The 26,527-nt window shown below is 59.7% G+C and carries 28 protein-coding genes; 16 read left to right on the forward strand and 12 right to left on the reverse strand.

What is annotated here, in order from left to right:
* Positions 1 to 96: 96 nt before the first annotated feature.
* A complete protein-coding gene (locus PspCFBP13509_RS00005; protein WP_074844531.1) occupies positions 97 to 1,599 on the reverse strand; it encodes a nucleobase:cation symporter-2 family protein in 1,503 nt (500 codons plus the stop codon).
* Positions 1,600 to 1,759: 160 nt separating this feature from the next.
* Between PspCFBP13509_RS00005 and PspCFBP13509_RS00010 the strand changes: the two genes are divergently transcribed.
* A complete protein-coding gene (locus PspCFBP13509_RS00010) occupies positions 1,760 to 2,593 on the forward strand; it encodes a nucleoside-binding protein (protein WP_065928129.1) in 834 nt (277 codons plus the stop codon).
* On the opposite strand, the gene punC is transcribed toward PspCFBP13509_RS00010, so the two are convergent.
* The gene (gene punC, locus PspCFBP13509_RS00015; protein ID WP_137211409.1) at positions 2,590 to 3,774 is read right to left on the reverse strand and encodes a purine nucleoside transporter PunC; all 1,185 of its coding nucleotides are present in this window, start codon (positions 3,772 to 3,774) and stop codon (positions 2,590 to 2,592) included. The two genes, PspCFBP13509_RS00010 and punC, sit on opposite strands and share 4 nt — an antisense overlap.
* Before the next feature lie 122 nt (positions 3,775 to 3,896).
* Here punC and punR point away from each other — a divergent pair, with 122 nt between their 5' ends.
* Positions 3,897 to 4,826 (forward strand): DNA-binding transcriptional activator PunR, encoded by a 930-nt coding sequence (punR, locus tag PspCFBP13509_RS00020; protein WP_074844525.1) that lies wholly within the window; start codon positions 3,897 to 3,899, stop codon positions 4,824 to 4,826.
* A gap of 61 nt (positions 4,827 to 4,887) precedes the next feature.
* On the opposite strand, the gene PspCFBP13509_RS00025 is transcribed toward punR, so the two are convergent.
* Complete coding sequence (locus tag PspCFBP13509_RS00025; protein WP_137211410.1) at positions 4,888 to 6,057, reverse strand: aspartate aminotransferase family protein; 1,170 nt, start codon at positions 6,055 to 6,057, stop codon at positions 4,888 to 4,890.
* 103 nt (positions 6,058 to 6,160) lie between these two features.
* Here PspCFBP13509_RS00025 and PspCFBP13509_RS00030 point away from each other — a divergent pair, with 103 nt between their 5' ends.
* Complete coding sequence (locus tag PspCFBP13509_RS00030) at positions 6,161 to 7,066, forward strand: LysR family transcriptional regulator (RefSeq protein WP_137211411.1); 906 nt, start codon at positions 6,161 to 6,163, stop codon at positions 7,064 to 7,066.
* On the opposite strand, the gene PspCFBP13509_RS00035 is transcribed toward PspCFBP13509_RS00030, so the two are convergent.
* Complete coding sequence (locus PspCFBP13509_RS00035) at positions 7,063 to 7,686, reverse strand: HAD family hydrolase (RefSeq protein WP_065928134.1); 624 nt, start codon at positions 7,684 to 7,686, stop codon at positions 7,063 to 7,065. The two genes, PspCFBP13509_RS00030 and PspCFBP13509_RS00035, sit on opposite strands and share 4 nt — an antisense overlap.
* A 149-nt stretch (positions 7,687 to 7,835) precedes the next feature.
* On the reverse strand, positions 7,836 to 9,032 hold the full coding sequence (fabV, locus tag PspCFBP13509_RS00040) for an enoyl-ACP reductase FabV (RefSeq protein WP_065928135.1): 1,197 nt from the start codon (positions 9,030 to 9,032) through the stop codon (positions 7,836 to 7,838).
* Between the two features lie 309 nt (positions 9,033 to 9,341).
* Here fabV and PspCFBP13509_RS00045 point away from each other — a divergent pair, with 309 nt between their 5' ends.
* From PspCFBP13509_RS00045 to PspCFBP13509_RS00065, 5 genes are all read left to right on the forward strand, one after another.
* The gene (locus PspCFBP13509_RS00045; RefSeq protein WP_027604202.1) at positions 9,342 to 10,166 is read left to right on the forward strand and encodes an aspartyl/asparaginyl beta-hydroxylase domain-containing protein; all 825 of its coding nucleotides are present in this window, start codon (positions 9,342 to 9,344) and stop codon (positions 10,164 to 10,166) included.
* 147 nt (positions 10,167 to 10,313) lie between these two features.
* On the forward strand, positions 10,314 to 11,687 hold the full coding sequence (gene ppnN, locus PspCFBP13509_RS00050) for a nucleotide 5'-monophosphate nucleosidase PpnN (RefSeq protein ID WP_065928136.1): 1,374 nt from the start codon (positions 10,314 to 10,316) through the stop codon (positions 11,685 to 11,687).
* Positions 11,688 to 11,894: 207 nt separating this feature from the next.
* Positions 11,895 to 12,152: an AbrB/MazE/SpoVT family DNA-binding domain-containing protein gene (locus PspCFBP13509_RS00055; protein ID WP_137211560.1), complete on the forward strand. Its 258-nt coding sequence runs from the start codon at positions 11,895 to 11,897 to the stop codon at positions 12,150 to 12,152.
* Positions 12,149 to 12,544 carry a PIN domain-containing protein gene (locus PspCFBP13509_RS00060; RefSeq protein WP_053132385.1) on the forward strand — a complete coding sequence of 132 codons (396 nt, stop codon included), beginning with the start codon at positions 12,149 to 12,151 and terminating at the stop codon, positions 12,542 to 12,544. The genes PspCFBP13509_RS00055 and PspCFBP13509_RS00060 overlap by 4 nt, the downstream gene beginning before the upstream one ends.
* Before the next feature lie 69 nt (positions 12,545 to 12,613).
* A complete protein-coding gene (locus PspCFBP13509_RS00065; protein WP_065928137.1) occupies positions 12,614 to 12,985 on the forward strand; it encodes a hypothetical protein in 372 nt (123 codons plus the stop codon).
* A gap of 7 nt (positions 12,986 to 12,992) precedes the next feature.
* Here PspCFBP13509_RS00065 and PspCFBP13509_RS00070 read toward each other — a convergent pair whose 3' ends face one another.
* A complete protein-coding gene (locus PspCFBP13509_RS00070; protein ID WP_065928138.1) occupies positions 12,993 to 13,322 on the reverse strand; it encodes a YXWGXW repeat-containing protein in 330 nt (109 codons plus the stop codon).
* A 131-nt stretch (positions 13,323 to 13,453) separates the two neighbouring features.
* Complete coding sequence (locus PspCFBP13509_RS00075; protein WP_137211561.1) at positions 13,454 to 14,329, reverse strand: LysR family transcriptional regulator; 876 nt, start codon at positions 14,327 to 14,329, stop codon at positions 13,454 to 13,456.
* Between the two features lie 71 nt (positions 14,330 to 14,400).
* On the opposite strand from PspCFBP13509_RS00075, the gene PspCFBP13509_RS00080 reads away from it, so the two are divergent.
* Complete coding sequence (locus PspCFBP13509_RS00080; RefSeq protein ID WP_256097801.1) at positions 14,401 to 15,114, forward strand: NADPH-dependent F420 reductase; 714 nt, start codon at positions 14,401 to 14,403, stop codon at positions 15,112 to 15,114.
* Between the two features lie 88 nt (positions 15,115 to 15,202).
* On the opposite strand, the gene mqo is transcribed toward PspCFBP13509_RS00080, so the two are convergent.
* On the reverse strand, positions 15,203 to 16,849 hold the full coding sequence (mqo, locus tag PspCFBP13509_RS00085) for a malate dehydrogenase (quinone) (RefSeq protein ID WP_065928140.1): 1,647 nt from the start codon (positions 16,847 to 16,849) through the stop codon (positions 15,203 to 15,205).
* A gap of 481 nt (positions 16,850 to 17,330) precedes the next feature.
* Between mqo and PspCFBP13509_RS00090 the strand changes: the two genes are divergently transcribed.
* Together PspCFBP13509_RS00090 and PspCFBP13509_RS00095 are read left to right on the forward strand one after the other, a co-directional pair.
* Positions 17,331 to 18,518: an MFS transporter gene (locus PspCFBP13509_RS00090; RefSeq protein ID WP_065928141.1), complete on the forward strand. Its 1,188-nt coding sequence runs from the start codon at positions 17,331 to 17,333 to the stop codon at positions 18,516 to 18,518.
* Positions 18,519 to 18,680: 162 nt separating this feature from the next.
* The gene (locus PspCFBP13509_RS00095) at positions 18,681 to 19,520 is read left to right on the forward strand and encodes a lipopolysaccharide kinase InaA family protein (protein WP_065947407.1); all 840 of its coding nucleotides are present in this window, start codon (positions 18,681 to 18,683) and stop codon (positions 19,518 to 19,520) included.
* A gap of 30 nt (positions 19,521 to 19,550) precedes the next feature.
* Here the strand turns inward: PspCFBP13509_RS00095 and PspCFBP13509_RS00100 are convergent, their stop codons facing one another.
* Positions 19,551 to 19,772 carry a hypothetical protein gene (locus PspCFBP13509_RS00100; protein WP_083221170.1) on the reverse strand — a complete coding sequence of 74 codons (222 nt, stop codon included), beginning with the start codon at positions 19,770 to 19,772 and terminating at the stop codon, positions 19,551 to 19,553.
* 348 nt (positions 19,773 to 20,120) lie between these two features.
* Between PspCFBP13509_RS00100 and dusA the strand changes: the two genes are divergently transcribed.
* Both dusA and tal read left to right on the forward strand, forming a co-directional pair.
* Positions 20,121 to 21,107, forward strand: coding sequence for a tRNA dihydrouridine(20/20a) synthase DusA (dusA, locus tag PspCFBP13509_RS00110; RefSeq protein ID WP_065947406.1), 987 nt, complete (start codon positions 20,121 to 20,123; stop codon positions 21,105 to 21,107).
* Positions 21,108 to 21,294: 187 nt separating this feature from the next.
* Positions 21,295 to 22,221: a transaldolase gene (tal, locus tag PspCFBP13509_RS00115; protein ID WP_065928144.1), complete on the forward strand. Its 927-nt coding sequence runs from the start codon at positions 21,295 to 21,297 to the stop codon at positions 22,219 to 22,221.
* A gap of 88 nt (positions 22,222 to 22,309) precedes the next feature.
* On the opposite strand, the gene rssC is transcribed toward tal, so the two are convergent.
* Both rssC and rssB read right to left on the reverse strand, forming a co-directional pair.
* A complete protein-coding gene (gene rssC, locus PspCFBP13509_RS00120; protein ID WP_010212025.1) occupies positions 22,310 to 22,792 on the reverse strand; it encodes an anti-sigma factor antagonist RssC in 483 nt (160 codons plus the stop codon).
* Positions 22,792 to 23,973 carry a two-component system response regulator RssB gene (gene rssB, locus PspCFBP13509_RS00125; protein WP_027604216.1) on the reverse strand — a complete coding sequence of 394 codons (1,182 nt, stop codon included), beginning with the start codon at positions 23,971 to 23,973 and terminating at the stop codon, positions 22,792 to 22,794. Before rssB ends, rssC begins: the two co-directional genes overlap by 1 nt.
* A gap of 276 nt (positions 23,974 to 24,249) precedes the next feature.
* Here rssB and PspCFBP13509_RS00135 point away from each other — a divergent pair, with 276 nt between their 5' ends.
* Positions 24,250 to 24,546, forward strand: coding sequence for a PilZ domain-containing protein (locus tag PspCFBP13509_RS00135; RefSeq protein WP_065947405.1), 297 nt, complete (start codon positions 24,250 to 24,252; stop codon positions 24,544 to 24,546).
* Between the two features lie 62 nt (positions 24,547 to 24,608).
* Here the strand turns inward: PspCFBP13509_RS00135 and PspCFBP13509_RS00140 are convergent, their stop codons facing one another.
* Positions 24,609 to 25,298, reverse strand: a complete 690-nt coding sequence (locus tag PspCFBP13509_RS00140) for an MlaA family lipoprotein (RefSeq protein ID WP_027604219.1) — start codon at positions 25,296 to 25,298, stop codon at positions 24,609 to 24,611.
* A gap of 194 nt (positions 25,299 to 25,492) precedes the next feature.
* On the opposite strand from PspCFBP13509_RS00140, the gene PspCFBP13509_RS00145 reads away from it, so the two are divergent.
* Together PspCFBP13509_RS00145 and PspCFBP13509_RS00150 are read left to right on the forward strand one after the other, a co-directional pair.
* Positions 25,493 to 26,101 carry a phosphatase gene (locus tag PspCFBP13509_RS00145; protein WP_065928146.1) on the forward strand — a complete coding sequence of 203 codons (609 nt, stop codon included), beginning with the start codon at positions 25,493 to 25,495 and terminating at the stop codon, positions 26,099 to 26,101.
* Positions 26,102 to 26,211: 110 nt separating this feature from the next.
* Entirely contained in the window at positions 26,212 to 26,478 is a 267-nt protein-coding gene (locus tag PspCFBP13509_RS00150; RefSeq protein WP_065928147.1) for a DUF4404 family protein, read from the forward strand.
* Positions 26,479 to 26,527: the final 49 nt, after the last annotated feature.

Consider the following 26,527-nt stretch of genomic DNA (forward strand, 5'->3'; position numbering starts at 1 on the left):
ACTTGCTCCCGATAGCGGTGGGTCAGTCACAAATACAGTGGCTGACACTCTGCTATCGGGAGCAAGTCGAATCGTCGCACCGCCCCTCCCACATTTTCAGACCTCTGTGGTTTCAGCGTGTGCGGCTTTCCTTGGCTCCTGCGCCACCAATGGAATTTCCTTGCCCTCGGCATCAAATAACTTGCCACCCCTGAAATAGTCCCCATCACGCAACGCCGCTACGTCGTGGAAACACAAACTGCGCTCAGTCCCCGCTACAAACACCGACTGCTGGTCCGAATTGCCTACGGTGAAATGGTTGAACGCCAGGTTCAGCAGGATCGCCATGATCGCCGACGAACTGATACCCGAATGGAAAATGGTCGCGAACCAGCTGGGGAACTGGTCGTAGAAACTGGGTGCGGCAATCGGGATCATGCCAAACCCGATGGACGTGGCGACGATGATCAGGTTCATGTTGTTGCGGTAATCCACCTTGGACAAGGTGCGAATACCACTGGCCGCCACGGTACCGAACAGCACAATCCCGGCACCGCCCAGTACCGAGGTCGGCACCGCCGCGATCACCCGCCCCATAAATGGCAGCAATCCGAGGATTACCAGGAACAAGCCGCCGGTTGCCACCACAAAACGACTCTTCACTCCGGTCACCGCCACCAGGCCAACGTTCTGGGCGAAGGCACTCTGGGTGAACGAACCGAAGATCGGCGCGAACATGCTCGACAGCATATCGGCGCGCAGGCCGTTACCCAGGCGCTTGGAGTCGACCTTGGTATCGATGATTTCCCCCACCGCCAGGATGTCGGCCGAGGTTTCCACCAGTGTCACCATCACCACGATGCACATGGAAATGATCGCCGCGATGTGAAAGGTCGGCATACCGAAATGGAACGGCGCAGGGAAACCGAACATGGGCCCCTGGCTGACCCCGGAAAAATCCGCCATGCCGAGGAACACCGCGATCACCGTGCCGATCACCATCGCCAGCAGGATCGACAGGCGCGAGATGGTCGCGCTGCCGATCTTGCTCAATAGCAGCACCAGCACCAGGGTCAACGCCGCCAGGCCGATATTGGGCATGCTGCCGAAATCCGCCGCGCGGCTGTTACCGCCCATGGCCCAGCGCGCCGCCACGGGCATCAGGGTCAGGCCGATGGTGGTGATCACAATACCGGTCACCAACGGCGGGAAGAACTGGGTGATCCGCGAGAACACCGGGGTGATCAACAGCCCGATAAACGACGCGGCCATCACCGCGCCGAGAATCGCCGGTACCCCGCCGGCGCCATCGCTGCCGACAATCGCCACCATGGTTGCCACACCGGCAAACGACACGCCCTGCACCAGCGGCAACTGACAGCCAAAGAACGGCAGGCCAAGGGTTTGCAACAGGGTGGCAAGGCCACCGGCAAACAGCGACGCGGCGATCAACAGGCCGATATCCGCCGGTGACAACCCGGCCGCCTGGCCCACGATCAACGGTACCGCGACGATGCCGCCGTACATGGTGAGCACATGCTGCAGGCCGTAAGCCATGTTGGCGGCGACGCCTAGATTCTCATCTTCCGGCCGCTGCGGTGACGCCTTCGGGATAGTCATGGTGAGGGGTTCTCTGTTTTTGTTGTGGTGACACTGTATGCAATGTTTAGACTAGATGTCCATAGAGTTGTATACAATCAATCGAACAAGATACCCTCCATCGGCGTTACAAAAACAATCTGGCCGTGATGAGCCAGAACGCCAAAAGGACACTAGAACAATGAAAAAGGCATTACAGGGAGCCACCGTTGCACTCACTCTCCTCGGCGGCGGGGAGGCCGTCGCGGTGGAATGGATGAACAACAGCGTAGGTTTTCGCTACGGCCAGCAATTCACCAATCCGAATAACCCCGACGAATTCAGCAAACGCATCTACAGCGTTACCCACGCCAGCGGCTACCGGTATGGCAGCAACTTCCTGAACCTGGACGTGTTCCTGTCCGACAGCCGCGACCCGCGCAAGGGCACCGACCACGGTGGCAGCGAGGTGTACGCGGTGTACCGGCATCAGTTGTATGCGTCACGGGTGCTGGATGTGCCACTGGGCACCGGGCTGATCAAGGATTACGCGCTGACCCTGGGCTTTGATGCCAACCGCAACAACAACGTCGCGTCGGCGAAAAAACGCGCACTGGTGCTCGGCCCGACATTGAAGTTCAACACCGTGGGCGTGCTGGACCTGAGCCTTCTGTACTACAAGGAGCGCAACCACACCGGCATCCCCGGTGCACGGGAGTCGAACCACACGTTTGACGACACCTACATGCTCAACCTGACGTGGATGCGCCCTTTCGAGATCGCCAACCATGCGGCGAAATTCCAGGGCTTTGTGAACTACGTCGGGGAAAAAGGCGCGGACTACCATGGCCGTGACACGGCACCGGAAACCCTGATGCGCAGCGCGCTGATGGTCGCGGTGCGACCGGGCAAGAGCGTGAAGCCGAACCTGTACCTCGGGGTGGGTTACGAGTACTGGCACAACAAGTTCGGCGTGGACGGCGGCCGGGGCAGCCGTACGTCAACGCCGACGGTGAACATGGAAGTGACGTTCTAGGCGGCGGCCAGTTCCGACTTGTCTGCTTTCGGCCGCGCCAGCCAATAGCCCAAGACGGCCAAGGGCGCGGTCGCCAGCATCACGATCGTCGTGATCAGCAACGGTTGCTCGATCATCGATGACACCAACAGGCTGCTGAGAAAGCACAGGCCCAATTGCAGGGTGTTTTGCAGTGCCGCCGCCTTGCCGGAATGTTCTGCAAACGGCATCAGCGCATTCGCCACCACGATCGGGTAGCTGGCGCCGTTGACCAGCGCCATCAGGCAGAACGGAATCAGCAAGGTGGTGAGCGTCGGCACGGTCAAGGTGGCGACCAGGTACAGCGCCACCATGCTGATGCAATAGGCCAGCAGCAACCACGGCAACAGCGTCTTGCCCTGGAAACGCTGCAAAGCGCTACGGCAACTGTAGCCACCCACCAGAAACGCCAATGTCGGCAGCACGTAGCTCAGGCCGATGTCATTCGGGCTATAGCCCATGTCGCCGAGGATGAAGGGTGAAGCGGTCAGCCAGGCGAAGAAACTGGCCGAGCAGGCGGCGAAGATCATCACATTGCCGGTAAACACCCGGGAGGTGAGCAACTGCCAATAGCCAAGGCGCGAAGGTTCGTCTTCCCGCGTCTGAGGTTTCGACACGGAGCGCAGGAACAACGTCGGCAGCAACAACAGCAACGACACCCCCAGCAATACGCCAAAGATGGCTTGCCAACCGAAGTGGTTCAGCACCATCGCACCCAGCAGCGGCGCCAGCGCCGGTGACAACGACATCAACGGCATGATGCTGGCGAACACGCGGTGGGCCTTGTCGGCCGGGTAGCGGTCGATCACCAGCGCCTGCCAGCTCACGGCTGCGGAACACACGCCAATCGCCTGCATAAAGCGCAAGGCCAGCAACTGCGGCGCGGTCTCGACCCAAAACATCCCCGCGCAACCCACCACAAACAGGCTCAAGCCCGCGAGCAGGATCGGCTTGCGCCCCAGGCGGTCGGACAACGGCCCCCACAGCAACTGCCCCACGGCAAAACCCGCGAGGAAGATACTCAGGCTGGCGCCCACCGCGCCCGCACCAATCTGCAACTGCTCGCCCATGGCGCCGAACGCCGGCAAATACATGTCCATGGCGAGGTAACCGAGCATGCTCAGCCCCGCCAGATACCAGGTGAAACCAAAAGAATTTTTCATTGAAACCTTGTTAATCCTGCCATCAAACTATTTGCTGACTGCCGCCCATTATGAAGCTGACAGTTTTGCTGTGAAGCGATAATAATTGGCGGCTGTTATCAATAATTTTGAAGGCAACCCTCATGTGGTCCGAATACTCCCTGGATGTCGTCGATGCGGTAGCGCGCCATGGCAGCTTCAGCGCCGCCGCCCAGGAATTGCACCGCGTGCCGTCAGCCATCAGTTATACCGTACGTCAACTTGAAGAGTGGCTGGCGGTGCCGTTGTTTGTGCGCCGGCATCGTGATGTGGAGCTGACACCCGCCGGCCGTCTGTTTATCGACGAGGCCCGCGGGGTAATGAAAAAAATGCTCGGCACACGGCGCCTGTGCCAGCAGGTGGCCAATGGCTGGAGTGGCCAGTTGAAGGTGGCCGTGGATTCCATCGTCAAACCCCAGCGCTGCCGACAGTTGGTGCTGGATTTCTATCGACAGTTTCCCGAGGTGGAATTGCTGCTGGAATACGAGGTGTACAACGGTGTGTGGGATGCCCTGGCGGATGAGCGCACCGATATTGTCATCGGTGCCACCAGCGCCGTGCCAGTGGCCAGTCACTTCACCTTTCGCGATATGGGCTTATTGAATTGGCTGTGCGTGGTCAGCGCACGGCACCCGTTGGCGGCCATGGAAGGGTTGCTCAATGACGACCAACTGCGCCCCTTCGCCTCGCTGTGCATGACCGACACCTCGCGCAACCTGCCCAAGCGCGACACCTGGACCCTGGATAACCAACGCCGGTTGGTAGTCCCCAACTGGGCCTCTGCCATCGATTGCCTGCGCGATGGCCTGTGCGTCGGCATGGCACCGGCGCATCAGGTATTGCCGTGGATCGAACGCGGTGAATTGGTGGCGCTGCAACTGACGCGCCCCTTCCCGGCCAGCCCATCGTGCGTGGCCTGGGCACAGAGCAAACTGTCCCCGGCCATGGCGTGGTTGCTGGAATACCTGGGGGATACCGAAACCATGAACCAGGAGTGGCTCAACGGTCCTGCCGTAGCAGCTGTCGAGCCCTAGCGAGGCTGCGTCAGACGCACTGCCGATTCAAGCCCGAGGCTCGACAGCTGCGGTCAGGAATCTAGTTCAATAGCCGACTGAGGGCCCGCACGATCATCTCCACCTCCTTGGCATCCAGGGTCAACGGCGGCAGCAGGCGAATGACCTTGCCCCGCGTCACGTTGATCAGCAGCCCATGCTCTTGGGCAGCACGCTGGGCCAGGTCGCGATAGGGGCTGGCCAGCTCAACACCGATCATCAGGCCCTGCCCCCGAATCGCCAGCACCTGCGGATGTTCTTCCAATTCCATGCGTAACCGCGCCAGCAAGCGCTCGCCCTGTTGTGCAGCGTTCTGCAACAAGCCTTGCTCTTCGATAATGTCCAACACCGTGCAGCCCACCCGGCACGCCAGCGGGTTGCCGCCAAAGGTGCTGCCATGACTGCCCGGCGTGAAAAGCGCGGCTACCGCTGCCCTGGCCAGGCAGGCACCGATGGGCACGCCATTGCCGAGGCCTTTGGCCAGGGTCATCACATCCGGGACAATGCCTTCATGCTGGAAGGCAAACCAGGCGCCGGTGCGGCCGATGCCGGTCTGGATTTCGTCGAGCATCATCAGCCAGCCGTGCCGTGTGCAGTGGTCACGCAGGGCTTGCAGGTAACCCGGCGGCGCTGGCAGTACACCACTTTCGCCCTGGATGGGCTCCAACAAGACCGCCGCGATACGTGTGCCAAACGTCTGGGTGATTGCCTCGATCGCCGCCAGATCACCAAACCTGACCTTGAGAAAATCCCCCGGCAAACGTTGGAAACCCAAGCGCACCGAGGGGCCATCGCTGGCCGCCATGGTACCCAGCGTACGACCATGAAAGGCATTCTCCATCACCACCACCAAGGGCTCTTCGATGCCTTTTTTCCAGCCATGCAACCGCGCCAGTTTCAGCGCCGTCTCGTTGGCTTCGGCGCCGGAATTATTGAAGAAGGCACGGTCCAGGCCGGACAGCCGCGTCAGGCGCTGGGCCAGACGTTGTTGCCAGTCGATGCTGTAGAGGTTGGAGGTGTGCAACAACAGGCCGGCCTGCTCGCTGATGGCCGTCACCAGTTTCGGGTGGGAATGCCCGACGTTAGTCACCGCCACACCCGCCACTGCGTCCAGGTATTCGCGCCCCTGCTGGTCCCACAGGCGCGTGCCGAGGCCACGGGTGAAGCTCAGGGCCAGGGGTTGATAGGTGGTCATCAGGCAGGCGGCGGTCATGGTGGCGGACTCCAGTGCATCGTTGAGATAGCAACAGTATCGTTAGCCATCCCAGCTGGATAAACTGCGCCATCCTGCAATGACTTTAAACCAGGACTTGATAATGGACCTGTTCCAAGCGATGTCGGTGTACGTGAAAGTGGTGGAGAGCGGCAGCATGACCGCCGCCGCCCACGCCTGCGGGATGTCGACCACCATGGTCGGCAACCACCTGCGCGCCCTCGAACAACGCCTGGGCGTCAGCCTGCTCAAGCGCACCACCCGCAAACAGAGCCTCACGGAGTTCGGCGGCCAGTATTACCAGCGTTGCCTGGAAGTACTCGGGCTGGTGGCAGACTCCGAGCAATGGGCCGAACAGGCCCACGGCGACATCCCCAAAGGTACCCTGCGCATCACCGCGCCACCGGCGTTCGGCACTGAACGCCTGGCGCCGGCCTTGAGCGAGTTTTCCCAACGCTACCCGCTGATCAAGCTGTACGTGGTGCTCAGCAACCAGCGCATGGACATGGTCGACAGCGGCTTTGACGTGGCTATCCGCTTGGGCGAGCTGGAACCCTCAAGCCTGATCGCCCGACCAATGCAGGACTACACCATCACCCTGTGCGCCTCACCGGACTACCTGGCCCGACGTGGTACACCCCAGACACCCGAGGACCTGCAACAGCACGACTGCCTGGCATTCGCCTACCCTTCCACCGATGACTGGCGCAACGCCGACAAGCTGTGGCGCATGACCGGCGCAGTAGGCGAAGTGGAAATCCCGGTGTCCGGCTCGCTGACCATCAATAGCTCCCAGGCCTTGCGCCAGGCCGCCGTGCAAGGCATGGGGATCGTCATGCTGCCGGATGCCCTGGTGCAGCCCGACCTGCAAACCGGCAAGCTGGTGGCCTTGCTGACCACCTATCAACTGCCCAGCCGGCCCATGCATTTGCTGTACGGCCAGGACCGTTATCGCTTGCCGAAGCTGCGCGCCTTTGTGGACTTCGCCATGGAAAAGTGGGCGCGCTAGAAGCCCACGCCCAACTCGCGCAATCGCGCCGCCGTCTGCTCGGCAGACACGTGGTGAATGCCTTGCCAGCCGAGGGCGACGGCCGCTTCGATATTGCCGGCGACATCATCGATAAACACCACCTCCCCCGGCTGGATATCCGGCAGGTACACCCGTACCTGGCTGAGACTGGCGTGGTAGATCGCCGCGTCGGGCTTGATCAGCTTCAACTCGCCAGACACCACGATGTTGCGAAATTTCCGAAGGAAGGGGTAATTGGCGAGCGCATAGGGAAAGGTCTCGGCCGACCAGTTTGTGAGCCCGAACAGTGGCATGTTGGCCTGATGCAGCGCGTTGAGAATCGCCACGCCTTCGGGCAACGGGCCACGCAGCATTTCGTGCCAGCGGCCGTAATAGGCCGTGATCAAGGGTTCATGCTCGGGGTATTGATCGATCAGGATCTGTGTGGCTTCGGCCAGCGGCCGCCCCGCATCCTGCTCGGTGTTCCAGGCCTGGGTACAGATGTTATCGAGGAACCATTGCCGCTCTTGATCGTCGGCAATCAGTTTGCGATAGAGGTGCTGCGGGTTCCAATCGAAGAGAACACCGCCGAAATCAAAAACGACTGCACGAATCGTCATCAGATCCTCCGTTAGCATGGTTTGAGAGCTGAGGGAGTCTGGCAGATTTACAAGGAGGGAGGTGCGCGCCGGAGCGTAAGACGGATCTGAAAAACCAAAAAAACAAATATGGGAGGGGGACACGCCTCCTCCCACATTTTTAACCGCGTTTAGGCTTGGACCAGACCCTTGATCTTCACGGTCGGGTTCACGTCAGCCTCGTAGTCCACACCATCGATTTCAAAGCCGAACAAGCGCAGGAACTCAGCCTTGTAGCCGGCGAAATCACTGATCTCGTCGACGTTCTCGTCGGTGACCTGGTTCCACAGTGCCGCCACGGCGTCCTGGACCTTCGGTTCCAATTCGGCCAGGTCGGCGCGCAGGCGGCCGTCGGCGTCAAGCTTCGGTTCGCTGCCGTACAGGCTGTCCTTGAACAGGCCGTAGACCTGCTCGATGCAGCCTTCGTGGGTGCCCTGCTCTTTCATCACTTTGAACAGCAACGATAAGTACAGCGGCATGATCGGGATCGCGGAGCTGGCCTGGGTGACCACCGCCTTGAGAACCGATACGCGGGCGTCGCCCTTCAGTGCAGCGAGGTTGTCGCGCAGGGTCAGGACTTTCTTGTCCAGGTCTTTCTTGGCTTCGCCGATGGAACCGTTCCAGTAGATGTCCTGGGTCAGCTTCTCACCGAGGTAGGTGAACGCGGTAGTCTTGGCGCCTTCGGCCAGTACGTCGGCATCACGCAGGGCGTCGATCCACAGCTGCCAGTCGGCGCCGCCCATGACATTGACGGTGCCGTCGATTTCTTCCTGGGTTGCAGGCTCGAGGGTAGTGTCGACCACAACGCCTTTGTCGGTATTGATACCGCGCAGGGTCACAGCCTTGCCGATTGGCTTGAGGGTGGAGTTGTAGACTTCACCGGTTTTTGGATCAGTACGCCGTGGCGCGGCCAGGCTGTAGACGACCAGGTCGATCTTGCCCAGGTCTTTCTTGATGGTTTCGATGGTCAGGCGCTTGATCTCGTCGGAAAACGCGTCGCCGTTGATGCTCTTGGCGTACAGGCCTTTTTCAACGGCAAACTTCTCGAACGCAGCGCTGTTGTACCAGCCGGCGGAGCTCAGCTTGCCTTCTTCGCCTTCTTTCTCAAAAAACACGCCCAGGGTGTCGGCGCCGCAGCCAAACGCTGCACTGATGCGCGCGGCCAGGCCGTAGCCGGTGGAAGCGCCAAGGACCAGCACCTTCTTCGGGCCGTCTTTGATGGCGCCGTGCTCAGTTACGTAGTCGATCTGTTCCTTGACGTTCGCTTCACAGCCAACAGGGTGAGCGGTCACACAGATAAAGCCACGAACCCGCGGTTTGATGATCATAAAATTTCTGCCTCTTCCAAGGTGCCGAAGGCCAATGGTGGCCATTCAACTTCAATCGTACCGGTCTATGACGTCCGAAAAACCGAAGCGTCACGATAGTCGCAAATCTTCTGTTTACAAAATCCAATCCACACGAGCCCACCAGGTTTAAAGACTGTGTCGAGCCTTCACAATTTTGCACTATTTAAAACGCCAATCCGCTGCTGGACGCCTTATCATGACGAAGATGTTTCATTATGTTTCAAAACCCCACCACTCGCGGCCACGGATCCGGACCTGTCGAATGGCGTCCTTCTGGAGCTGAGTTGCATGAACAAGTCTGCTTTGCGTAAGAAAGCGGTATCGGTCGCCTGGGTACTCGGCGTGTTGCTGATTATCGATGTGTTCCCCGAAACCACGCTGGTGTTCCTCTGCCTGGTACTGGTGTGCGGCGTTTACGACTTCCTGCGTAACGGCCTGTATGACAAGCCGACCGTCAAGAAATACTTTATCGGCAGTGGCCGCAATACCTGGCTGCTGGCACCGTTCAACACCCTCTTCGACCTGCTGAGCGCGCGTAACCGTCACGTCTACACGATGGGCGACCTGCCACCCGCCTGGCGCACAGACCTGCAACAGGTGCTCGATGACGCCATGGCCCACAAGGATGAAATCATCGGCTACCTGGATGAACGCATGGCCGAGAAGAAGCGCGGCATGTTGTTTTTCCAGTGGTACGGGCGACCGATCGAAACCACCCTGGATATTCCTGAACTGCGCAAAAAACTGCCGTTCGTGAAAACCATCGGCGTGTCGGTGTTCAACGAGAACCGCTCGACGTCCTTTCACTTCGGCCCCCTGCGCATGATGTTCCGCGTGCTCTACAACATGGCACCGGCGCCCCATCACGATGGCGTGTACATCCAGGTCGGCAAGCACAAGCACTACTGGCACGACGACCCGCTGTTTATCTTTGATGACACGCTGATGCATGCGTCCTTCAACAAGAACGACGCCAAGCGCTACTGCCTGTTTATCGACATCGTACGGCCAACGCCGCTGCCGTCGGTGCTTAACGCCGTCATCGCGGGTTTTGCCGGGCTGGTATTTACCCTGCGTCGGGTTTTCTACAAAAACTGGAAGCTGATTGAGTAAGTTCTGCGGCATGATGGTGTTGGACGGTATTTGCGCTCGGCCCTGCGCCTGAGGTAAATATCCGGCTCGTGCGCCCTAACCTGCGCCCACCATTCTCACGTCATCGCACCTCGACAGGTGCGGTGGCTGCGTTTTCAAGGAATCAGAATGCCCCAACGCCAAGTCATCAATGCCTCCGTCAGCCCCAAGGGCAGCCTCGAAACCCTGTCCCAACGTGAAGTCCAGCAACTGAGCGAAGCCGGTACCGGCAGCATCTACACCCTGTTTCGCCAGTGCGCCCTGGCGATCCTCAACACCGGCGCCCATATCGATAACGCCAAGACCATCCTCGACGCCTACAAGAACTTTGAAGTGCGCATCCACCAGCAGGACCGTGGCGTGCGCCTGGAGCTGTTGAACGCCCCCGCCGATGCTTTCGTCGATGGCGAAATGATTGCCAGCACCCGCGAAATGCTGTTCAGCGCCCTGCGGGACATCGTCTACACCGAGAACGAGCTGGACAGCCAGCGCATCGACCTGAGCAACTCCCAGGGCATCACCGACTACGTATTCCACCTGCTGCGCAATGCCCGCACCCTGCGTCCGGGCGTGGAACCGAAGATCGTGGTGTGCTGGGGCGGGCACTCGATCAACACCGAAGAGTACAAATACACCAAGAAAGTCGGCCACGAACTCGGCCTGCGCAGCCTCGACGTGTGCACCGGTTGCGGCCCGGGCGTGATGAAAGGCCCGATGAAGGGCGCGACCATTTCCCACGCCAAGCAACGCATTACCGGCGGGCGCTACCTGGGCCTGACCGAGCCGGGCATCATCGCCGCCGAAGCGCCGAACCCGATCGTCAACGAACTGGTGATCCTGCCGGACATCGAAAAACGCCTTGAAGCCTTCGTGCGCGTGGGCCACGGCATCATCATCTTCCCCGGCGGCGCCGGTACGGCCGAAGAGTTCCTGTACCTGCTGGGCATCCTGATGCACCCGGACAACCGCGACGTGCCCTTCCCGGTCATTCTCACCGGGCCGAAACAAGCCGCGCCGTACCTGCAACAATTGCATGCCTTCGTCGGCGCCACCCTCGGCGAAGCCGCGCAGGCGCACTACCAGATCATCATCGACGACCCGGCCGAAGTGGCCCGCCAGATGACTGTCGGCCTCAAGGCGGTGAAGCAGTTCCGCCGTGAGCGCAACGACGCGTTTCACTTCAACTGGCTGCTGAAGATCGACGAAGGCTTCCAGCGCCCGTTCGACCCGACCCACGAAAACATGGCCAGCCTGCAACTGAGCCACGCACTGCCGCCCCATGAACTGGCAGCCAACCTGCGCCGTGCGTTTTCGGGAATCGTGGCGGGTAACGTGAAGGACAAGGGCATTCGCCTGATCGAAGAACATGGCCCATACGAGATCCACGGCGACCCGGCCATCATGAAGCCACTGGATGAGCTGTTGCAGGCGTTCGTTGCCCAGCATCGCATGAAGTTGCCGGGTGGCGCGGCGTATGTGCCGTGTTATCGCGTAGTGCAGTGAGCTCGCCAGGTAATTTGCTTACAGCCGCCAGGCTTTACTGGCGGTCGGTCATAGTTTGTATCTCTTTGCGGCATGAGTAAGCGTGCGGGAGGGCTGAGTTCGGACTAGGTTTTCATGACCCCGACTCATCCTCCACCTGAAGAGCGACCTATGGACCAACGGATATTGTCCTCCACCACTCCTTACCCTAAGGTAAGGAGCATCATGTTGGAGATCTTTACCATGGCGACCGCCACACTTACCTCAAAAGGGCAAATCACCATCCCCGTCCAAGTCAGGACCGCACTTGGCCTGGAAACAGGCGACCGCGTCGAGTTCGTCGAAACGGAAGATGGCAAGTTTTCCATCATTGCAGCGAGCAAGACTGTCCATGACCTCAAGGGGCTGGTCCGGAAGCCTGCAAGGGTCGTGTCCATTGACGACATGAACCGCACCATCGCAGCACAGGGAGCGAAGGCTGGATGATCGGACTGGATACCAATGTACTGGTGCGCTACGTCACCCAGGATGATCCCGTTCAATCCCCCAAGGCCTGCGAATTGATCGAATCCCTCACCACGCTTTCGCCAGGGTTTGTCAGCCTGGTGTCCGTGGTGGAGTTGGTATGGGTATTACAGAGCTGCTACCAATGTGCCAAAAATGACATTGTCGTCGTTCTGGAAACACTGCTGCGCACCCGTGAATTGACCGTCGAACATGCCGAGGTCATCTGGCAGGCGCTTCGACGGTTCACGGCCAACAACGCCGATTTTGCCGATTGCCTGATAGAGCGCTGCGCCCACGCGGCCGGGTGCGAATACACCGCTACCTTTGACCTCGGTGCGGCCAAGGCAGCGGGTATGAAGCGTCTGGGCTGAGCGGCAACATTGCGGCAAGGGGCAGGCTTTGGTAAAAGTCGCTAATCCCTGAACGAGAGAACGCCCCACGTGCGCACGCTTCTTCTTGCTGCCCTGGCCCTGACGCCGTCCCTCGCCCTGGCCGAGATCATCTGGCCCGACCTGCCAAAGAGCTGCTTCGTCAGCGGGCGTTCTGCCACTAGTGTGGATGTGGACGCCGGCTGCGCAGCGTTCCTGATCAATGTGCAAGGCAAGGCCGCAGGTACGCCGATCAAGGTGGATATTCCCCAATATGCTTTTCACATCGACGAAGCCAGCGGCAAAGAGACACCGGTGATCATCATCCAGGCCGAAGAGAACGGAGAGGTCAAGGCCGTGGGATACAAGGAACTGGGCACCGATCAACTCGGTGCCGCGCTGCTGCGGGAAGTACGGCTCCTGGGTACAAAAAAACCCTCCTAGTCGGGGCTCAACGAACCCAGCCCCCCACCTGCCAGTGATAGCCATCATTGCGCTGCACCCAATGCGGATGCACATAACGATAGCCTTCTCGCACCGGCTCCCAATGGCCGTGTACGGCAACGTAGCGCCCGCCTTCCCAGCGCCAGTAACCACGTGACCATATGTAACCTTCACGTACGGCAGGCTCGACTTCGATGATCTGGGTCGGCGGCGGTTGTGGCGCAACCACCTCGACATATTCACGCTGTACAGGCCGGCGCTCATGCACCACGCGCTCCTGCACACACCCGGACGCCGCGACCACAACGGCCGCTAATGCCGCGTAACGTAACAACATACAACCCCCTCGGGCGTTATCGCCCAACACCTGCACCGGTAAAAATGCCCCCGTGTTTCAGCCGTGCTCCTGCTCAGGCCTGGGTACTTTTTTAACAGGTTGTGTCTGTCGGATTGCTGAAGCAGCACGCATCAAGGGTGACCGAAGCGTCCCAACACCGCTTCGACAAAGCGTCTCAACTTGGCCGTACGCTGGCGGTTCGCCGTGTAGACAAGGTGCATCGGCCGGCTCGGCGCTTCAAAGTCCGGCAGCACTCTCACCAATTCGCCCCCGGCCAATGCCCGGCGCAAGAAGTCTTCCGGACCGAGCACGATGCCAAAACCATCCAGCGCGGCGGACATCAAGGCCCTGCTTTCATTGATCTGCAAGCGACTGGCAACCTGCACCTTATAAGGCGTCGAAGCCTGGTAGAACACCCACTCGCGATCCGCCGGCCGCGACCAGAAGGCGTAGCCGAGACATTCGTGATGTTCAAGGTCCGCCGGGGCCTGCGGGGTACCGCGTGCCGCCAGGTACTCCGGCGACGCGCAGACCACCAGGCGGTAAGGTGCCAGTGGCCTGGCTGTCAGGCCGGTGGTCGCCAGGGGGCCGATACGAAAAGCGGCTTCATAGCCCTCCTCCACCAGGTCCACGAAACGGTCGGTCAAGTGCAGGTCGATTTCCACATCCGGGTTGTCGCGCAGGAACCCGGTAATCAACGGCATCAGGCTGTAGGATCCGAAGGTGACGGGCGCGGTGATTTTCAGCTTGCCGCGCGGCGTGTCGTTCATGATCTGCGCCAGTGAATCGGCAGCCTCGGCTTCTACCAGGATATGTTTGCAACGCTCGTAGTACGCGCTCCCCAGCTCCGTCAGGCTTTGCCTTCGTGTGGTGCGGTTAAGCAAGCGAGCGCCCAGGCGCTGCTCCAGCGCGGTGACATGTTTGGCCACCATCTGCGGCGACATGCCCAAGCGTTCGGCAGCCCGCGCGTACGAGCCCAACTCAGCAGCTATCACAAAGGCATTCATGCTCGACAGGCGATCCATCACTCCCTACTCCCAGTAACAACATCCACACTAAAACGACGATTTATCGCCGATTGGTTGCCAATCATCATAACCGCTCCCCCATTCATTGGAGCAAGACCATGAAGATTGGTGTTATTGGAGCAGGCTTTATCGGGCGCGCCGTGGCCCAACTGGCGCTGGCGGCCGGGCACGAAGTGATGTTGAGCAACTCCCGTGGCCCCCACACCATGAGCAGCGTAGTGAGCGGCATACTCGGCGTGCAGGTGGGCAGTGCCGACGACGCCGCCAAATTCGGCGATGTGGTGCTCGTGGCGATCCCCCTGGAGCATTACCGCAGCGTCCCGGCGCAATGGCTGGAGGGCAAGACTGTGATGGATGCGAATAATTACTACCCGAACCGCGACGGCCATATCCCGGTACTGGATCGCTTCGAATCCACCACCAGCCGGTTGCTCGCCGAGCATCTGCCCCATTCACATGTGGTGAAAGTGTTCAACGCGATCTTCGCTCCCGACCTGACGCAGGACGCGCGCCCCCACGGTGCCCCCGACCGCCGGGCGTTGCCGGTGGCAGCGGATGACGCCGCAGCGAAGGCACGCGTCATCACGCTACTCGACGAATTGGGTTTCGACGCCGTGGATGCCGGCAGCCTGGATGACAGCTGGCGGCTGGAACGCGGCAAGCCTGCCTATTGCGTCCCGCTGGACCAGGCTGGCTTGAAAGCAGCGCTGGCCGCCGCCGAGCGTACGGTTGAACTGCCGCCTGTCGAACGCACCCGCCGTTAGACACGCATCGAAAAAGCCCGCTGACCGTTACCGGTTCAGCGGGCTTTTTGTTACCGGCAAGGTCCTGACCCAGGACCTCCCCAGCGGCTTACAGCGCCAGGTCAGACGCCGGCTTGCTCGGCTCAGCCGCAGGCTTGGCAGCCTCGGGCGCCTTGACAGCAGCCTTTTGCGGAATCACAGGCGGTGCAGGCAGTTGCAGGATATTGGCGGTGTAGGCCCATTCCTTGGCAACAGCCTCAGGACTGTCGTTCAGCTTGGTGCCGTAGCTAGGCACGATCTGGTGCAGTTTTGCCTGCCACTCAGGGGTCGCAACCTTGTCCTTGAACACTTTCTGCAGCACGGTCAGCATGATCGGAGCCGCGGTGGACGCGCCTGGCGATGCACCCAACAGGCCTGCAATGGTGTTGTCGGCGGAGCTGACCACCTCGGTACCGAGTTTCAGGACGCCGCCCTGCTCTTCGTCACGCTTGATGATCTGCACGCGCTGGCCGGCCTGCCACAGGCGCCAGTCGGATTGCTTGGCGTTCGGGAAGTACTCCTGCAGCGCCTTGAAGCGGTCGTCATCCGACAGCATCAGTTGGCCGGCGAGGTACTCGACCAGTGGGTATTCACGAATACCGACTTTGGTCATTGGCCAGATGTTGTGGGTGGTGGTGCTGGTCAGCAGGTCCAGGTACGAGCCTTCTTTCAGGAACTTGGTCGAGAAGGTGGCGAATGGGCCAAACAGAATCACGCGCTTGCCATCCAGCACGCGGGTGTCCAGGTGCGGAACCGACATCGGTGGCGCGCCAACCGAAGCCTTGCCGTAGGCCTTGGCCAGGTGCTGCTCGGCGACGGTTGGGTTATCGGTCACCAGGAACGAGCCGCCGACCGGGAAGCCAGCGTATTCCTTGGCTTCAGGAATGCCCGACTTTTGCAGCAGGTGCAGTGCACCGCCGCCCGCGCCGATGAACACGAACTTGGCGTCGGTTTCAGTCTTGGTGCCGTCTTTCAGGTTTTTGTAGCTGACACGCCACGAACCGTCGGCGTTCTTGGTGATGTCCTGCACTTCGCTCGACAGTTTCAGGTCGAACTTAGGCGTGGTTTGCAGGTGAGCGACGAACTGGCGGGTGATCTCGCCGAAGTTCATGTCGGTACCCAGCGGGCTCCAGGTGGCCGCGATTTTCTGGTTCGGGTCACGCCCTTCCATCATCAGCGGAACCCACTTGGCGATCTGCGCCGGGTCTTCGGAGTACTGCATGCCGGCGAACAGCGGGCTCGCTTGCAGGGCTTCGTAGCGCTTCTTGAGGAACTTGATGTTGTCATCGCCCCACACAAAGCTCATGTGCGGCGTGGAGTTGATGAACGAACGCGGGTTCTTCAGCACGCCCTGCTGGACCTGCCAGGACCAGAACTGACGGGAGATCTGGAACGCTTCGTTGATCTCGACCGCTTTCGGGATCTCAACGTTGCCGTTCTTGTCTTCCGGGGTGTAGTTCAGCTCAGCCAGGGCCGAGTGACCGGTACCGGCGTTGTTCCAGCCGTTGGAGCTTTCTTCGGCGACGCCATCGAGGCGCTCGACCATTTCCATCGACCAGCCCGGCTCCAGCTCATTGAGCCAGACACCCAGGGTTGCACTCATGATGCCGCCGCCGATCAGCAGCACATCGACTTTCTTTGTCTCTTCCGCGTGAACGGACGTGATCCCCATCGACAAAGCCAGCCCCAGCAGGGCAGTGTTTACTTTTTTAAACATCAGTAGCACCTATGATAAAACGCCATCCGCCCCACCGCCCCTGATCATGGGCAACCCTCAATCACGCTGCGCCAGGCAACGCACCGCGGGGTTTGCACATTCACTCGGGGACCGCAGGGTGGGCACACAAGGCCGACGTATCGACCTCACTTTTATGTCCCTTCTGCGCTGACTTCTTATCATTATTGGCTTCAGCTACCTGGGCGACAGCCAAACGCCGGGACGTATACGGGTGTACGTACCGGGGAAAGACCAGACCAAGACGGCGCGCAGAATATCACGCCACACGGCGTTTATGCGTCGTTTGACCAATTGACAACTCTAAATCGCCGGTTTTAACGCGCGAGTGTCAAGTGTGGCAAGCGCGACCTGAGGTCACAGGGCAGGAACTCTCGGGCAAAAGGCTGTTCTAGACTCCTTCGTCGCTGCTTGCGTAGCATCGACGCACTCCCTCGTACCACCTTTCATCACAGAGCGATCCATGTCTATCCACCAAACTCCCGGGCACGTACTGCCCGCGCGCAGCGCCGCCAAAATGGAAGCCGCCATGGCCGTGGGCGCCTTCGCGATCGGTACCGGCGAATTCGCCATCATGGGCCTGATGCCCGACATCGCGCAAAACCTGGGTTTAAGCGAACCCCAGGTTGGCCACGCCATCAGCGCCTATGCCCTCGGCGTCATGGTCGGCGCCCCACTGCTGGCCATCCTCGGCGCCAAGCTGCTGCGCAAACACATGCTGCTGTTGCTGATGGGCCTGTATGCCCTGGGCAACCTCGCCACTGCGTTCACCCCGACCTTCGGCTCGTTGGTGGCGTTCCGCTTTATCAGCGGCCTGCCCCACGGCGCCTACTTCGGCATTGCTGCCGTGGTCGCCTCGAGCATGGTGCCCAACGACAAACGCGCCGGCGCCGTGGCGCGGGTAATGATGGGCCTGACCCTCGCGATGCTGCTCGGCAATCCTATCGCCACCTTCCTCGGCCAGCACCTGGGCTGGCGCTCGGCGTTTGCACTGGTGAGCGTGATCGCCCTGTGCACCATCGCCCTGGTCTGGCAATTTGTGCCCCATCGCCACGACGAACAACGCAGCGACCCGCGCAAGGAACTGCGCGCCTTCACCAAACCCCAGGTGTGGATGGCGCTGTCCATTGGCGCCATCGGCTTTGCCGGTATGTTCTGCGTGTTCAGTTACCTGGCACCGACCATGCTGGAAGTAACCAAGGTATCCCCCCAGTGGATTCCATTTGGGCTGGCAGCATTCGGCGTGGGCGGGATTATCGGCAACATCGCCGGCGGCAAGCTGTTTGATCGCATGCAGTTTCGCGCCGTGGGCTGGATATTGGTGTGGTCGATGGCCGTGTTGCTGTTCTTCCCCTTCGCGGCGGCCTCGCTATGGGGCGTGCTGCTGAGCATGGGCCTGGTCGGCACCATGGTCTCGTTGGCCGCACCGCTGCAGATCCGCCTGATGGACATCGCCCACGAAGCACCGAGCCTGGCGGCAGCGTCCAACCATGCGGCGTTCAACCTGGCCAATGCGCTGGGACCATGGTTTGGCGGGATGGCGATTACGGCTGGGTTTGGCTGGACCAGCACCGGCTACATCGGCGCGGCGACGGCACTGGTCGGGCTGGGCATTTATCTGATAGCACGGCGGATGCAGGGAGGGCATTAAGCTCAAGCCCCAGGGCTATCAGCACATTTCAATCGCCATGAACAGTGAATAATCGGCGCAATGAGACTATTTCATTTCCGTTCAGGTAAAGTTCAGGTTGGATCCAATAAGCACAAGCTGTAACATATCCGTCATATTTATTCCCAATGACAAGGACGTGTTTTGAGCTTTCCTGACACAGGTGTATTGCAAAGTTTTCCGACGACCCTCACTCATCGCAATGCGACGATCTTCACCACCGACACCACCGACCACAAAACGCAACAGGCGATTCAGGACCTGATCGACACGCGCCACCAACTGACAGATCGCATCAGCGCACCGCTCAAAGGGATGGAAGCCAACCTGTTCGCTAAATCCCAGCCGCTGGACAGCCTCAGGCCCAAATTGCGCGTGACCTTCGGGCGCGCCAAGCGGGACGGTGCGTTTGACTGGCCGGTCGAAGAAGTCATCAACACCCTCGGCGCCCAGAAACGCGGTGCGCCGGTTGCTGGCTTATATGGGTTCGGTTATCGAAAGTCAGCGCTTGGCCTGATCCAGGAATTCTTCATCTTTACCGAGATGCTGGAGGGCCACCTCAATGGCCTGGAATGGCTCAAGCAGGAGCGTGACATCCAGAGCCTGATCACCGCGTCGTTCAAACTGTTGCACTGCCTGCACAGCAAAGGCGTGGTGCATATGGACTTCTGGGCAAACAATGTGATGATCAACCTGGAGCAGCCGACGCACGCCAAGGCCATCGACCTGGAAAACTGCTTTCTCACGCCAACGGACTACTTGACCGAGGTACTGGCGTTTCAATTTGGGTTCTATTATCGGCGGGAAATTTTCCGGTTCATGATCGAAGAGGATTACGACCGGAGGGTGCTGCAAGAACTTGGCAACTACGACGGCATTGATCGCCGTCGTTTTGACGAAATCTACACCTCAAGCAAACATGAGAACATCAGCCGCCGCGCCAGGCGCGAGATTTTCCATAATGGGGTTGTGGTAACGAGCTGACTCACCTCCCACGCCGGGCCATATGCGCCATCAATCATCATGCAACAACCCCGTCCCATATTCCCCATAACTACTCCCCAGGCCACTGCCGCCAAAATTGGTTTTGGCAGCCTTGCTGGAGCTGTGGTCACCAAACGCCTGGCATCCGCCTGAAAAGCAAGGGTCGCCACTCATGCCCGGCGCACCCGAAGAACAAGCGCCCAACAGCAACGTGCTCGTAATCATCACGACTTTGACGAGGTTCGAAATCATTTTTTCAGTTCCCTGTGGACTGGACCGTGGGGGCTTCTCTTGAGAAAGATCGTAGACCTCAACGGCGGAAGGAATTATGAAACTTTGCTGGGGGACAGGGAGGGTTCAGGTTGCCGGCTGGTTGATCGACGGAGGCCGGGTCAAACACAACCGCGAATGGGCAGTAGCCAACTGGTCCTACCTGATCGCATGTCGGGCTCGCAGTGATCGCCTGTAAATCCTCGGCATATTCCATACACGGCAATGTCCGCGTTCGAAGTGGTGAATACCGCAAAACAAGCGTCTCCCACAGCCTAGATCCATCCCTGATAAACTGCGCCCAATTCGCCTCGTTGACTCAGATCCCCAATGTCCCTACACACTGCTACTTTCTCCCGCCGCTTCTCCGTCGCCCCGATGATGGATTGGACCGACCGCCACTGCCGGTTCTTCCTGCGCCTGCTCTCCAAACGCGCCCTGCTCTACACCGAGATGGTCACCACCGGCGCAATCCTCCACGGCGACCATGACCGCTTCCTGCGCCACAACGAAGCCGAGCACCCGCTCGCGCTCCAGCTCGGCGGCAGTGTCCCCGCAGACCTGGCCGCCTGCGCCCGTATGGCCGAGGCTGCCGGTTACGACGAAGTGAACCTGAACGTCGGCTGCCCCAGTGACCGCGTCCAGAACAACATGATCGGCGCGATCCTGATGGCTCACCCGGCCCTGGTGGCCGATTGTGTGAAGGCGATGCGTGATGCGGTGTCGCTTCCGGTGACGGTGAAGCACCGTATCGGCATCAACGGCAGGGACAGTTATGCCCAGTTGTGTGATTTCGTCGGGACGGTGAAGGACGCCGGCTGCACCAGTTTCACCGTGCATGCGCGGATTGCGATTCTTGAGGGCTTGTCGCCGAAGGAAAACCGCGACATTCCGCCGTTGCGGTATGACGTGGCGGCGCAGTTGAAGCAGGATTTCCCTGAGCTGGAGTTTATTCTCAATGGCGGGATCAAGACGTTGGAGCAATGCCATGAGCATTTACAGACGTTTGACGGGGTGATGCTGGGCCGTGAGGCTTATCACAATCCGTATCTGCTGGCGAAGGTGGATCAGCAGTTGTTTGGTAGCGCGCAGCCTGTGATCAGTCGGGCGGAGGCGTTGGCGCAGTTGCGACCCTATATTGCGGAGCATTTGGCGAACGGCGGGACGATGCACCATATAACCCGCCACGTGCTGGGATTGGGGACGGGGTTTCCGGGGGCGAGGAAGTTTCGGCAGTTATTGTCAGTGGATATTCACAAGGCCAGTGATCCGCTGGCGTTGCTGGATCAAGCCGGCGCTTTGTTAGAAGGACGCTGAGTGTCCAGTCATGGGGCAATTGGGTTGAACCTGCTGGCGGTTTTGGCCTCCTATTCAGCAGTACCGCCGGGCATTCAAACGGCTGTTTTCAGGTTGTTGCCCTCGCAAACGATCGAACGCATTTGCGCCCTTGAGCGCCTGCCAGCGCTCGGGTAATGTCATCAGACCCATAGGACAGAGCACGCCCATGACTTCCAAGCTGGAACAACTCAAGCAATTCACTACTGTCGTAGCCGATACCGGCGATTTTTCTACCCTCGCCAAGCTCAAGCCCCAAGACGCCACTACCAACCCTTCTCTGCTGCTCAAGGCCGCGTCGATTCCAGGCTATGCCAAGCTGCTGGATGAGTGCGTGCAGGATTGCAACGGTGATGTCGGCCTGGCCAGCGACCGTTTCGCGGTGGCCGTGGGCCAGGAGATCCTTAAGGTCGTGCCAGGACGCATCTCCACCGAGGTGGATGCCCGCCTGTCGTTCGACACTGATGCCGTACTCAAGCGCGCGCACCGTCTGATCGACCTGTACGACAAAGCTGGGGTTAGCCGTGACCGCGTGCTGATCAAAATCGCGTCCACCTGGGAAGGCATCCGCGCGGCGGAGAAGCTGGAAAAAGAAGGCATCCAGACCAACCTGACCCTGCTGTTCTCATTTGCCCAGGCGGTGGCGTGCGCAGAAGCCGGCGTGTTCCTGATTTCACCGTTCGTAGGCCGTATCTACGACTGGTACAAGAAAGCCAATGGCAACGACTACACCGGCGCTGATGATCCCGGCGTGCAGTCGGTGACACGCATCTACAACTACTACAAGGCTAATGACTACAAGACCGTGGTGATGGGTGCGAGTTTCCGCAACCTGAGCCAGATTGAAGAGCTGGCCGGCTGTGATCGCCTGACCATCAGCCCGGACCTGCTGGAGAAGCTGGCGGCGGATGACGGCAAGCTGGAACGCAAGTTGTCGCCAGGGCACGCCGGAGAAGCGCGAGTGCATCTGACTGAAGCGCAGTTCCGTTGGGAGTCCAACGAGGATGCGATGGCGACTGAGAAGCTGGCGGAGGGGATTCGTCAGTTTGCCCGGGACCAGGAGAAGCTTGAGGCACTGTTGTCCGCCAAGCTGTAAACGGCGCAGGCGGCAAAAAGGGCGGTACCTGTGAGGGTACCGCCCTTTTTTTGCTCTGTTGTCCCCTACGTGCAGGCGATCCCTGGGATCAGTGACGCTCGAGGGCGTTGACGAGGTCGTGGAAGGCTTCGCGGTTGGACTCGTTGAGGCCCATCAGGATCTTGTGCGCTTCCAGCACCTTGACCCGTACGATTTCCTCGGACTGGTCCTGGGACGGCAGGTCGGTGAGGCATTCCGGGCACGGGATCGGGCGATCAACGATGTTGAACACCTGGTCGAAGCCCATGGACTGCAACAGACGGGTGATGTCTTCGTGGGTGGTGACGACGGTCGGCAACAGGCCGACCTTCTGCCGGGACAGAATGGACAACTTGGCCAACAGCCCAAGGGTGGTGCTATCGATGCTGCGGGTTTCAGTCAGATCGATCACGATCGCCGAGAAATTCAACGCCGTGAAAATCCGCTCAATCGTCGCATCCAGCGCCGAACACAAGGTCAGGCGCACTTCACCGACAAACTTCAGGACGAAGGTCCCGTCTTGCTCGGCGAATTGGATTCTTCCGGTACTCATCAAAGATTCCTGCTCAACACCAATAGGGCGATATCATCCGGCATCTCCCCTAGCGTGGCCAATCCAAAAACCTGCCGCAGGCCATCCAGGCTGCCGCCCGCCGACTTGACCTTCTGGGGCAAGGCGGCTTCTTTCTCTTTGAGTGTAGGCTCTGGAAGAAGGTCCAGGATGCCGTCGGACATCAGCGTCAGGCTGAACGTCGGCGGCAGCTCCAGGATGTGGTCTTCGTAGGTGGCTTCATTGAACAAGCCTACGGGTAGGCCACGCCCTTCCAGGTAACGCACACTGTCGGGAGTGTATAAAACAGGCATCGGCAGGTGGCCGCCGATGCTGTAGGTCAAAAGACCGGTTTCTTCATCAATCACGCCACCCACCATCGTCACGTGCTTGCCCAGCTTGCAGCTGATCAAGCCACGGTTGATGTGACCCAGCACCTCGGAGGGGGTGAACTCCGGCAAGGTGCCATTGCGCTTGGATTCGAACAACAGCCGTGTGGTCATGAACTTCAACAACACGGTAACAAAAGCAGAGGAAGCACCATGGCCGGAGACATCGGCCAGGTAGAACGCGACACGCCGCTCGTCTACTCGGAAATAGTCGACAAAATCACCCGACAGGTACAGCGACGGGATGATCTGGTGGGCAAACTGGAATTCGTCGATGGTCCAGGGGCTGACCGGCAGCATGTTCATCTGCACCTGGCGACCGGCGTTCTGGTCTTCCTGGAGCAGGTTAAGGCTGGCTTCGAGTTCGCGGTTGGCGGTTTCGAGCTTTTCGCGGTAGCGCTGGTTCTCGACCAGCAGGCGCGCACGATCCAAGGCGCGGCGCACAGAGTGCTCCAGTACCGCCAGGTCTTCGAGGGGCTTGATCAGGTAGTCGGCAGCGCCCAGACGCAAGGCCTCGACGGCATCGTTCATGACGCCGGCACCGGACACGACAATCACCGGCGTCTGCGGGGCAAGCTCGGTCACCTGGCGAATCAGCTCCAGGCCGCCCATCTGGGGCATGCGCAGGTCGCAGATCACGAGGTCGGGCTGGTCGCGCTCGAATACCTGGAGACCCTGTTGGCCATTACTGGCCTGCAGGACGCTGAAGCCACTGTCTTCCAAATAGGCCGCAAGGCTCGCGCGCACTACTTCGTCGTCATCGATTATCAGCAGCGTGGCACTGGTTTTTTGCATGTGGGCAAACGGCGCCAGAATTAGGTTGGCGTAGGTGGCTCGGCAATGGCCGGGCTCACGTACTGGATTCGCTTTCTAGCCTCTCTGTACTACAACGCAATGGGATTTTTCCCATGCACAACTGTAAAGCAGAGGTGCCCTTCTAAGGCGCAGACGGTACTCCCATCCGCCGGGGGTTTCAAGCTCATGCCGATGGTCGCCGGGCGTCTTTACATCGCAAATCACCGGGAGTTATAAGAACAGCCAAGACCACAACACAAAGTAAGGATGGAACCGATGGGCGAACACGAGCGCGACTACGCCGAAAAACGCGATTTCATCCGCATGCGGGTGGATGCCGAAGTATCTTTGCTCCACGAAGGCCAGGAGTTTGCCGGGGTTTGCGTGGACCTTTCCAGCTCCGGGATGCAGGTGCAGGCACCGCGCCAGTTCGCCGTGGGAGACCTGCTCACCGTGCGCATTGATTCAGAGCACGCGGCGCTCAAGGGCCTGGAGGCTGACACGGAAGTGGTCTGGACCAAAACCGTGGGCGACGAGCAACAACTCGGGCTTAGGATCCTGAAAATGCGCTGAAACCCGCGCACAAAAAAGGCGACCGCCAGGGTCGCCTTTTTTTCATTTCAAAACATCACAGCTTAAAAGTCGTCGACGACCTTGCCATCCTTGACCTTGAACTCGCGGTTCTGCAGGTAGGCATTGCGGATAAAGGTGTACTTGTCGCCGGTGATCAGTTTCTCGCTGTCGAGCAGGCTGGCACGGGTGTCAACGATGTTCAGGCCCATGGTGCTGTTGCGCCAGCCGATATCGTTCATATAGCGGTACGGTTGGGTGTAGCTGTCCACGTATTTGGACGGTGCATCACGCAAGGTGCTCGGGCCCAGCAGCGGGATCATCACGTAGGGACCGCTGCCCACGCCCCAGTAACCGAGGGTCTGGCCAAAGTCTTCATCACTGCGTTGCAGCCCCATTTTGGTGCCGACGTCGATAAAGCCCAGCACGCCGAACGTGGTGTTAACCAGCAAGCGCGCAGTGTCGACCCCGGCATTGTGGGGTTTGAGCTGCAGCACGTTGTTGGCCAGGTTGCCGACGTCACCGATATTGCGGAAGAAGTTATGGATACCATCTTCGACAAATTGCGGGGTGATCCACTGATAGCCTTGGGCCAATGGCTTGAGGGCGTAGGTATCAACGGTGTCGTTGAAGGTGAAGATCGGGCGGTTGACGCTTTCCCATGGATCATCTTCCGATGCAGCCTGTGCAGCGAAAGGCGCCAGCAGGACAGTGGCACACACCGATAGCTGAGCGAAGTAGTGGCTCCAGCGCATAGCTTTTGCTCCTTGAATGGTCTGTCATGGGCGCTATGCCCTGAATAAGGCCGTCAGTATATGACGGAAGTGTCCAATTAGGCAGCTGCTAGGAATAGTCCTAACCCAAATGGACAATTTTCCTACAATTACCCCGCTGTCATCTGCTTGTCATCCTGCCCCGATAGCGTCACAGCTATTTCAGGGATGTCGACATGCCTCACGCCGAGATAGCCATCGCCAACGCGCCCGCCTTGACTGCTGTTCTGTTTGGCCTGAGTGGTTGCCTGGTGGACTTTGGTTCCCGGGCGCGCACCGATTCCCCCTCCCCGGACTCCCAAGCCACACCCGGCGCCCTGAAAATCCTGCGCAGCCTCAAGGAACAAGGCGTCCCCTGTGCCTGGCTGGATGAACTGCCGCCTTCGGTAACCACACCACTGGCCGCCGTACTGCCCAACTGGCTCAAGGCCGCATCCCCCTCCTCCATCCGCTGGCCCGCCCCTCATGCCTGCTGGCAAGCCTTGATGGAACTCAACATTGAACGCCTGGAAGGTTGCGTACTGGTCAGTGGCGAACCGCGCCTGTTGCAATCGGGCCTGAATGCCGGCTTGTGGACCATTGGCCTGGCCTCCTGTGGTTCGCTGTGCGGCCTGGCGCCTGAGCAGTGGCAGGCGCTGAGCGACAAGGAACGCGAGCACAAGCGCGGCAAAGCCACCGTTGAGCTCTATGGCCTGGGGGTCCACTCGGTGATCGATCACCTCGGTGAACTCGGCACCTGCCTGGCCGACATCAGCCTGCGTCAGCTCAAAGGCGAGAAGCCCTGATCGAGATCATGCACAGTCGGCGCCCGTGGATTAATCTACAGGTCAGTCCGTAGACCTTTCACGGCGTGCCGTGGTCTATGCCAGTGCCTATCGATAAAAGGAAGAACGTCATGCCTGATCGCAAAAAACTGGAAGAACAGGTCGAGATCCTGCGCGGGCAGCTGGAACAGGAACCGCCGCTGTCGGAAGAAAAACGTGAAGCGCTGCAAGCCTTGATTGCCAAGTTTGAATTGCAACTTGAACTTGAACCGGCCACTCAGACGCCGAGTATTTCCGACGATGTGAGCCAAGCTGCCATAGAGTTCGACGCTGAGCACCCGGTGATTTCCGGGACACTGCGCAATATCATGATCACCTTGGGCAATATGGGGATCTGACCCGAGCCCAAGCCAGGCGCAGAACCAAAAGGTAGGAGAGGGCTCGCCC

This window comes from Pseudomonas sp. CFBP13509, assembly GCF_005233485.1.
GTDB classification, from domain to species: domain Bacteria; phylum Pseudomonadota; class Gammaproteobacteria; order Pseudomonadales; family Pseudomonadaceae; genus Aquipseudomonas; species Aquipseudomonas marginalis.